The organism is Phytobacter massiliensis JC163, from assembly GCF_000321045.1.
GTDB classification, from domain to species: Bacteria; Pseudomonadota; Gammaproteobacteria; order Enterobacterales; family Enterobacteriaceae; genus Phytobacter_A; species Phytobacter_A massiliensis.
Window position 1 is genome coordinate 411762 of the sequence record NZ_HE578949.1, and the last position, 7953, is coordinate 419714.

At 55.2% G+C, this 7953-nt stretch carries 8 protein-coding genes and 1 pseudogene; 7 read left to right on the top strand and 2 right to left on the bottom strand.

Annotation, left to right across the window (positions count from 1 at the left end; translation table 11 throughout):
• Nucleotides 1-5 precede the first annotated feature (5 nt).
• The 5 genes and pseudogenes from ENTHG_RS21870 (at nucleotide 6) to pheP (ending at nucleotide 5206) form a co-directional block, all read left to right on the top strand.
• Nucleotides 6-2204, top strand: a complete 2199-nt coding sequence (locus tag ENTHG_RS21870; protein WP_044184987.1) for a TonB-dependent receptor — start codon at nucleotides 6-8, stop codon at nucleotides 2202-2204.
• Nucleotides 2205-2310: 106 nt separating this feature from the next.
• A complete protein-coding gene (locus tag ENTHG_RS21875; protein ID WP_044184990.1) occupies nucleotides 2311-2850 on the top strand; it encodes a GNAT family N-acetyltransferase in 540 nt (179 codons plus the stop codon).
• A 99-nt stretch (nucleotides 2851-2949) separates the two neighbouring features.
• Nucleotides 2950-3341: pseudogene (locus ENTHG_RS21880) on the top strand (type II toxin-antitoxin system RelE/ParE family toxin).
• The gene (locus ENTHG_RS21885) at nucleotides 3325-3654 is read left to right on the top strand and encodes a helix-turn-helix domain-containing protein (protein ID WP_044184994.1); all 330 of its coding nucleotides are present in this window, start codon (nucleotides 3325-3327) and stop codon (nucleotides 3652-3654) included. Before ENTHG_RS21880 ends, ENTHG_RS21885 begins: the two are co-directional and overlap by 17 nt.
• A 178-nt stretch (nucleotides 3655-3832) precedes the next feature.
• Nucleotides 3833-5206 carry a phenylalanine transporter gene (gene pheP, locus ENTHG_RS21890; RefSeq protein WP_106403354.1) on the top strand — a complete coding sequence of 458 codons (1374 nt, stop codon included), beginning with the start codon at nucleotides 3833-3835 and terminating at the stop codon, nucleotides 5204-5206.
• 44 nt (nucleotides 5207-5250) lie between these two features.
• Here pheP and ENTHG_RS21895 read toward each other — a convergent pair whose 3' ends face one another.
• Both ENTHG_RS21895 and ENTHG_RS21900 read right to left on the bottom strand, forming a co-directional pair.
• Nucleotides 5251-5622 (bottom strand): MmcQ/YjbR family DNA-binding protein, encoded by a 372-nt coding sequence (locus ENTHG_RS21895; protein WP_044185000.1) that lies wholly within the window; start codon nucleotides 5620-5622, stop codon nucleotides 5251-5253.
• Entirely contained in the window at nucleotides 5612-6202 is a 591-nt protein-coding gene (locus ENTHG_RS21900) for a TetR/AcrR family transcriptional regulator (RefSeq protein ID WP_044185003.1), read from the bottom strand. The genes ENTHG_RS21895 and ENTHG_RS21900 overlap by 11 nt, the downstream gene beginning before the upstream one ends.
• A gap of 191 nt (nucleotides 6203-6393) precedes the next feature.
• On the opposite strand from ENTHG_RS21900, the gene ENTHG_RS21905 reads away from it, so the two are divergent.
• Both ENTHG_RS21905 and ENTHG_RS21910 read left to right on the top strand, forming a co-directional pair.
• A complete protein-coding gene (locus tag ENTHG_RS21905) occupies nucleotides 6394-7494 on the top strand; it encodes an MBL fold metallo-hydrolase (protein ID WP_044185007.1) in 1101 nt (366 codons plus the stop codon).
• Nucleotides 7495-7528: 34 nt separating this feature from the next.
• Nucleotides 7529-7885, top strand: coding sequence for a RamA family antibiotic efflux transcriptional regulator (locus ENTHG_RS21910; protein ID WP_044185010.1), 357 nt, complete (start codon nucleotides 7529-7531; stop codon nucleotides 7883-7885).
• The last annotated feature ends 68 nt before the right edge of the window (nucleotides 7886-7953 follow it).

Consider the following 7953-nt stretch of genomic DNA (forward strand, 5'->3'; position numbering starts at 1 on the left):
TAATCATGAACGTTACGTTATCTCTACCTCTGCGCAAGTCATTGCTTGCGTTAGCCATCGGTACCGCCGCGCAGGCAGCTCAGGCCGCGACGGCAGATGCCGCCAGCGGCCAGACTCAGGAGGAGACGCTGGTGGTACAGGCCACGCCAGCCAGCGGTTTCATTTCTGGCGGCGATGCGCTGGTTCCGGCCTATCTTGATGGCCAGGTGGCCTACGGCGGTCGGCTGGGCATGCTGGGTGAACAAAAAGCGATGGATGTTCCTTTTAACGTTATTGGCTACACCTCGAAGCTTATTGAGGATCAACAGGCGAAAACCGTTGCCGACGTCGTAAGCAACGATGCGGGGGTGCAGACGGTACAGGGTTACGGTAACTTTGCAGAAACCTATCGTATTCGCGGCTTCAACCTCGCGGGCGACGATATGCTGTTTGGCGGCCTGCCGGGCGTTTTGCCGCGTCAGGTGGTCGATACTCAAATGATCGACCGCGTGGAGGTCTTTAAAGGGGCGAATGCGCTGCTTAACGGCGCGGCTTCAAGCGGCGTGGGGGGAATGATTAACCTTGAGCCGAAGCACGCGCAAGAGACGCCGGTTACCCGTGTCGGGGTGGATTACGGTACGCGTTCGCAAGTAGGCGGTACGCTGGACGTTGGCCGTCGCTTCGGCGATGACAACCAGTTCGGCGCGCGTATGAACCTGGTGCACCGTGAAGGCGAGGCGGCGACAGAAGATGATAAACGCCGCACGACCCTGGCCTCGCTTGGCCTGGATTACCGGGGCGATCGCCTGCGCACCTCGCTGGACGTGGGCTATCAAAAGAAAACGTTTCATGGCGCGACCACCGGGCTGAATATCAGCGGCGTGGATTTTATTCCTGAGGTACCCGATCCGCGTAAAAGCTTCACCCAGAAATGGGCCTATAGCAACATCGAAAACGAATTTGGCATGGCCCGCGCCGAGTACGATCTGACCGATGCGTGGACCGCCTATGGCGCCTATGGCGCACAGCACGCCCATGAAGAGGGGCTTTATAGCACGCCGAAACTGCTCAATAAGGAAGGGGACGCCACCGTCGGGCGGCTGGATACTAACCGTATTATGGATACCTCCAGCGGGATGGGCGGCGTGCGCGGCCGCTTCGATACCGGCTTTGTCTCGCATGATGTGAATGTGGGCTACTCTGCCAATATTAAGCGCGACAAAACCGCGTGGCGAATGGCGGGCTCACCCTCAAGAACCAATATTTATGACAATGGCGATGTGCCTAAACCGGCAAATACCATTTTCGGCGGCAATTATAGCGACCCGTTGACCACCAGCCGCACCCGCACCCAGGGATGGCTGTTCAGCGATACTCTTGGCGTGCTGGATGATAGCCTGCTGTTTACCGCCGCCGCGCGCTATCAGAAGGTATGGGTGCGCAACTACAGCAATGCGACCGGCGCGGAAACCACTTCCTCCCGTTATACCGAAGATCGCTGGATGCCGACGTTCGGGATTGTCTACAAGCCGGTGGAGAGCGTCTCGCTGTACGCGAACCATACCGAGGCGCTGCAGCCAGGCAGCGTGGCGCCGAGAGGGGCGGCTAACCAGTTTGAGGCTACCGGGATTGCTCATTCGAAGCAGAACGAAGTGGGGATAAAAACCGACTTTGGTCGTCTGGGGGGAACCCTGGCGCTGTTCGAAATTAAAAAGCCGAACGCTATTCAGGACAGCGTAACCAACTACTACGCCCTTGACGGCGAGCAGCGTAACCGGGGCATAGAGTTAAACGTCTTTGGCGAACCGGTGTTTGGGCTGCGCTTAAACGGCAGCGCCACCTGGATCGATGCAGAGATGACCAAAACGGCGAACGGCGTCAATCAGGGCAACAAACCGGTGGGCGTGGCCAGCTTCTACGGGGTCATTGGGGCGGAATACGATATCAAGCCCATCGACGGGCTGACCGCCACGGCAAGGGTCAACCATACCGGCTCGCAGTACGCTAACGCCGCCAACACTAAAAAACTCGATGGTTATACCACGCTCGATTTAGGCGTGCGGTATCGCATGGCGCTGAACCAGGCGCAGAACGAACTGGTCTGGCGCGTGGGAGTGGATAACGTCACCGATGAAAAATACTGGTCCAGTGTCGAGGATAACGGCTCGTATATCTTCCAGGGCGAACCGCGGACGCTTAAAGTCTCAATGAGTTACGACTTCTGAGACCCGGCTCGCTCGCAGGGGTAACCCTCGTGCGATGAAATGTGGCACAACGTGTAAAAAGAGGAGTATGTTAAATGCTCCTCTTTTAATTTACATATAATTCACAATGATGCTCTCGACTGAACGCCTGCTCCTGCGCCCGGTAACCCTGGACGACACCGATGATTTATTCAGAATCTATGGCGACCCCGCCACCCAGATTTTCAATCCCGCAGGCCCGATGCCGGACATGGCTGAGGCCCAGGAGACCATGGCCCAGTGGGTCGCGCTCTGGCAATCGCAGGGGTGGAGTAACTTTGCGGTCGCTCTGGCGCACCAGCCGCAGCGAATTATCGGCTTTGGCGGATTGCGCCCGCGCACGTATGGCTCGCTAACCATCAATAATCTGGGCTATCGCTTCGCCACCGAGGCCTGGGGGAAGGGGCTGGCGACGGAGTTTGCTACCCGACTTATTGCCTTTGGTTTTGAGGATGCCGGCCTTGATGACATCTCTGCGCTGGTGCGCCAGAACCACCAGGCCTCACAGCGGGTGCTGGAAAAATCCGGCCTGCGCCGGGTCCGGGAGATTAATGATGTGAACAATGCGCCGCCCAGTTTTCTTTACCATATTAACCGGGAGGCATGGCAAAGCCAGCGGGGGCAATGAGTCACCTCGCACAAGCTACCTCTTTTTTGACCACTGTCTTGTTAGGTGTCGTATAAATTACTATAGTAATATGTACGGTATTAAGTTAAGGGACTAGCTGTGGCCATTTTTGCAACGAGGCTTTTTGATAAGAAATTTAAAAGTCTTTTCGTTACTGACAGTCAGCTTTGTAGCATCGCTTATGAAGTCATGAATGGGCGCTTCGAAGGTGATTTAGGTGGCGGAGTGATTAAAAAACGCATTGCGATTAATGCCGGTAAAAGTGGGGGCGCCAGAACCATCATCTTTTTTAAACTCGGAACCCACCTTTTTTTGCTGACGGCTGGAAAAAAAATCAGGTCAGGAAAAACGCTAAAGAGATCCCGGATGATGAACTGGAAATTTATAAAGACATTGCTGGAGATCTGCTGAGACTGAATGCTAAACAGATTACTCAGCTTATTCAGGCCAAAGAATTGCGAGAGGTAAATTGTGATGGCAGCGAATATTAAAGAGTTACAGGCAATGGCGAAAGGCTTACACGAACATGGGGGCATCGAAGACGCCACCATGGCGCGTATTAACGCGCGCGTTGCCGCAAAGGAACTTAGGGAGCGTGTTGAAAAAGCACACCCTATGGATGGTGCTGACATACAGATTATGCGTAGCCGCTATAAAATGTCCCAGTCCTCGCTGGCTTATGTGCTTAATATGTCGGTTGAAAGCGTCTCAAAATGGGAGCGAAATGAGAAAAAGCCTTCTGGCGCAGCGCTACGTCTGCTTAATCTTCTCGACCAGAAAGGCCCCGATATTTTTGTACGTTAACTTGACGGGTAAGGGGGCCTGAGATCCACCTCGTTTTTCTGCCGCCTGTTTTTGCCTGATAAAGCCCGCCATTGTGGCGTTGGGCTGACATTCATCTTTCTTGCTCCGCCTCGCCTGAAATGTTAAAAGGTGCGGCTTCATGACAACAAGAAAGGGGAACGACGTGAAAAACGCGTCAATGGCGTCTGCGCATTCAGCAGATGCCGCGTCGGAAACAGGGCCGACGCTGCAGCGGGGATTACAAAATCGCCACATTCAGTTAATCGCTCTCGGTGGGGCCATCGGCACCGGACTGTTTTTGGGCATTGGCCCGGCGATTCAGATGGCGGGGCCGGCGGTTTTGCTGGGCTATGGCGTAGCGGGCATCATCGCTTTTTTAATTATGCGCCAGCTCGGGGAGATGGTGGTTGAAGAGCCCGTCTCCGGTTCGTTTGCCCATTTTGCCTTTAAATACTGGGGGCCGTTCGCCGGTTTCCTGTCCGGCTGGAACTACTGGGCAATGTTCGTGCTGGTGGGGATGGCGGAGCTGACCGCCGCCGGGATCTATATGCAGTACTGGTTCCCGGATGTCCCCACATGGATCTGGGCCGCTGCCTTCTTTATTATCATTAACGCCGTCAATCTGGTAAACGTGCGCCTGTATGGCGAAACGGAGTTCTGGTTTGCGCTGATAAAAGTGCTGGCAATCCTTGGCATGATTGGCTTTGGCCTGTGGATGCTGTTTACCGGCCACGGCGGCGAACGTGCCGGTTTCGACAACCTGTGGCGTCACGGCGGCTTCTTTGCAACCGGCTGGCACGGGCTTATCCTGGCGCTGGCGGTGATTATGTTCTCGTTTGGCGGGCTGGAGCTTATTGGCATCACCGCTGCGGAAGCCCGCGATCCGCACACCACCATCCCGAAAGCGGTGAATCAGGTGGTATACCGGATTTTACTCTTTTATATCGGTTCGCTGGTGGTGCTGCTGGCGCTCTATCCATGGGTGGATGTCAAAGCCAACAGCAGCCCCTTCGTGATGATCTTTCACGATCTGGACAGCAATCTGGTGGCTTCCGCGCTTAACTTCGTCATTCTGGTCGCCTCGCTGTCGGTCTATAACAGCGGTGTCTATTCCAATAGCCGGATGCTGTTTGGCCTGTCGGTGCAGGGGAATGCGCCTGGGTTCTTAACCCGCGTTAGCCGCCGCGGCGTGCCGGTTAATTCGCTGCTGCTGTCAGGGGCAATCACCTCGCTGGTGGTGCTGGTGAACTACCTGCTGCCGCAAAAAGCCTTTGGTCTGCTGATGGCGCTGGTTGTGGCGACGCTGTTGCTCAACTGGATCATGATTTCACTGGCGCACCTGAAATTCCGCGCCGCCATGCGTCGCAAAGGGCGCGATCCGCAGTTTAAGGCGCTGCTTTCACCGTTCAGCAACTATCTCTGTATCGCGTTTATGCTGATGATTCTGGGGCTGATGTGTACGATGGATGAGATGCGCCTGTCGGCTATTCTCCTGCCGGTCTGGGTCATTGTTCTTTTTATAACCTTTAAACTCTCCCGCCGTCGCGCCTGACGGCATTGCCCCGCCAGTTGCGGCGGGGCGAACGCCTGCGATATTTATCTCTCTGGGCGCAGCCGCTGCTGCGCTTTTTTTGTCAGCCCGTCGACCACCAGATGCCACGAATCATGGACCAGGTCGTGAAGCAGCGCTTCATCGATGTCGTCGCCTGCGTAGACGGAGATCCAGTGTTTTTTGTTCATGTGATAACCCGGCTCAATGCTGCGATAAATCTGCTGATTAAGCAGCGATTTTTGCGGGTCCGATTTCAGGTTTACCATCGGCCTGCCGTGGGCGGTGGCGATTAACATAAACATTTTCCCCTCCACTTTGAACACGTCATATTCCGGGCCAAAAGGCCAGCAGTGTTCGGTAAAGGGCAGTTCCAGCGCGAGGCGCTTCGCCGTTGCGTGTAAGGTATTACTGTCCATGCGCGCCCTCTGCGGTTAAAGCCCGCCACATTGCTTCAAAACCCAGCTGTTTGGTCTCTTTCGCCCGGTCCGGATCGCGGCTGGCGAAATCCATTGTGGTTTCGGCAAGGGTTAAAAAAATCGCGTCGCCAAACGGGGCGAACGCCTGCGAAAGAAAGACCGGCAGCACCGAACGATGACAGAGCTCATGCAGCTCAGGAAACATGTCGGTGACGTGCTGGCGAGTGGCTTCGGTGATCTTTTCGCTTACTGAAATCTGGCGGATGGCATTGTGACCATGAGGATGGCGGATGCCCCAGTCGATATAGCTGTTCCAGATTGAACAGGTATGCGCTTTAGGATCGCTCACCGAGCGATCGAGATTGTCGATCAGGGTGCGGCACAGATCGGATTTCAGGTGCAGGTAGAGCGCATTGAGCAGATCGTCTTTGGTGGCAAAGTAGCGAAACAGCGTCCCTTCGGCGACGCCCGCGTTACGGGCGATCAGCGCGGTAGAAGCGGCGATCCCCGCATGGGCGATAGCCGCCGTTGCCGCATCCAGTAACGCCTGTTTTTTATCTTCACTTTTCGGACGAGCCACTACCTATTACCCCATACGCTATAAAAACCACGATTGAAACATGCCTTCCAGACCGCTGCAACGCGGAATGTCAAAGTTCGAAAATCATCTTGACGGTTTTGCTGCCCTTTCTATAATGAGTGCTTACTCACTCATAATCAAGTTTGTCCCTTCCGGGTGTTTCTACGGACAGAAATCTATTCAGGCAGGATATGAAACGTCTCATTCTCAGCGTGGTGATTGTTATGCTCGTAGCGAGTGCCGCAAGTTTGCCGTTCGTTTTAAACCCCGGTTTTGGTCAACGCCCGCAGGGTGAACAACTGACCAGAGTCGAGCAGTCCCCCCAATACCGTGACGGCGAATTCCAGAACCAACTGCCTACGCCGGGCTATACCGGCCAAAAAAGTATGCTGACGGCGTGGTGGGAATTTCTGACTGCTCGTCGGGACAACGCACGCCCGGCGCAGCCGCTGCCGCTGGTGAAAACCGATCTCGCCAGCCTGCCGGTGGAGCAGGATACGGTTGTGTGGCTGGGACACTCTTCCTGGTATGTTCAGCTGGCGGGCAAACGTATTCTTATCGATCCGGTGTTTAGCAACTATGCCGCGCCGTTCTCCTTCCTGAACAAAGCATTTGCCGGAGACTACCCGTGGACGGCGCAGGCCATGCCGCCGATCGACCTGCTGATTATCTCTCACGATCACTATGACCACCTGGACTACGCCACTCTCAAAGCATTGATGCCGAAAATAAAACGGGTGGTCACTCCGCTGGGGGTAGGGTCGCATTTACGCTACTGGGGTATGGACCCGGCCATTATCGACGAAGCCGACTGGCAGCAAAAAATCAGCGTCGGTAATGACCTGGACATCCACGTATTGCCCGCCCGGCACTTTTCCGGGCGCGGACTTAAGCGCAACCAGACCCTGTGGGCGAGTTTCATGCTGGTAAGCGACAGCCGCAAGCTCTACTACAGCGGCGACAGCGGCTACGGGCCGCACTTTAAAACTATCGGCGAGCAGTTTGGCCCGGTGGATCTGGCGATTCTGGAAAACGGTCAGTACGACCAGGACTGGAAATATATTCACATGATGCCGGAAGAGACGGCCCAGGCCGCAGAAGATTTACAGGCGCGGGCGGTATTGCCGGGCCACGCCGGGCGGTTCGTGCTGGCAAAACATACCTGGGACGACCCGTACAAACGGCTGGCGAAGGCAAGCCTCGGCAAAGGGTATCGCCTGTTGACCCCTACGCTTGGGGAGCCGGTGCACGCCGCGGACAGCGCGCAAGGTTTTCGCGCCTGGTGGGAATAATGGTTTATCACGAAAAGCATAAGGGGAGGGCAGTATGACGATTTCCGCTCAGGTTATAGACACTATCGTCGAGTGGATTGACGACAATCTCCATCAACCGCTGCGAATTGATGAGATAGCCAGGCACGCGGGATATTCGAAATGGCACCTGCAACGGCTTTTTTTGCAATATAAAGGGCAGAGTCTTGGGCGCTATATCCGGGAGCGCAAGCTATCGCTGGCGGCCCAGGATCTGCTCAATACCGATCAGAAAGTCTATGACATCTGTTTGAAATACGGCTTTGATTCCCAGCAGACCTTTACGCGCATCTTTACCCGCACTTTTCACCAGCCGCCGGGAGCATACCGCAAGGAGAATCACCCCCAGGCTGGTTTTTCATCTTCAAGGTAAAAGCAAAACGGCAACAAAGTTGCCGCTTGAGGTTGTCGACAAAGCCGGGAGTGATGAAAGAGCGGCAC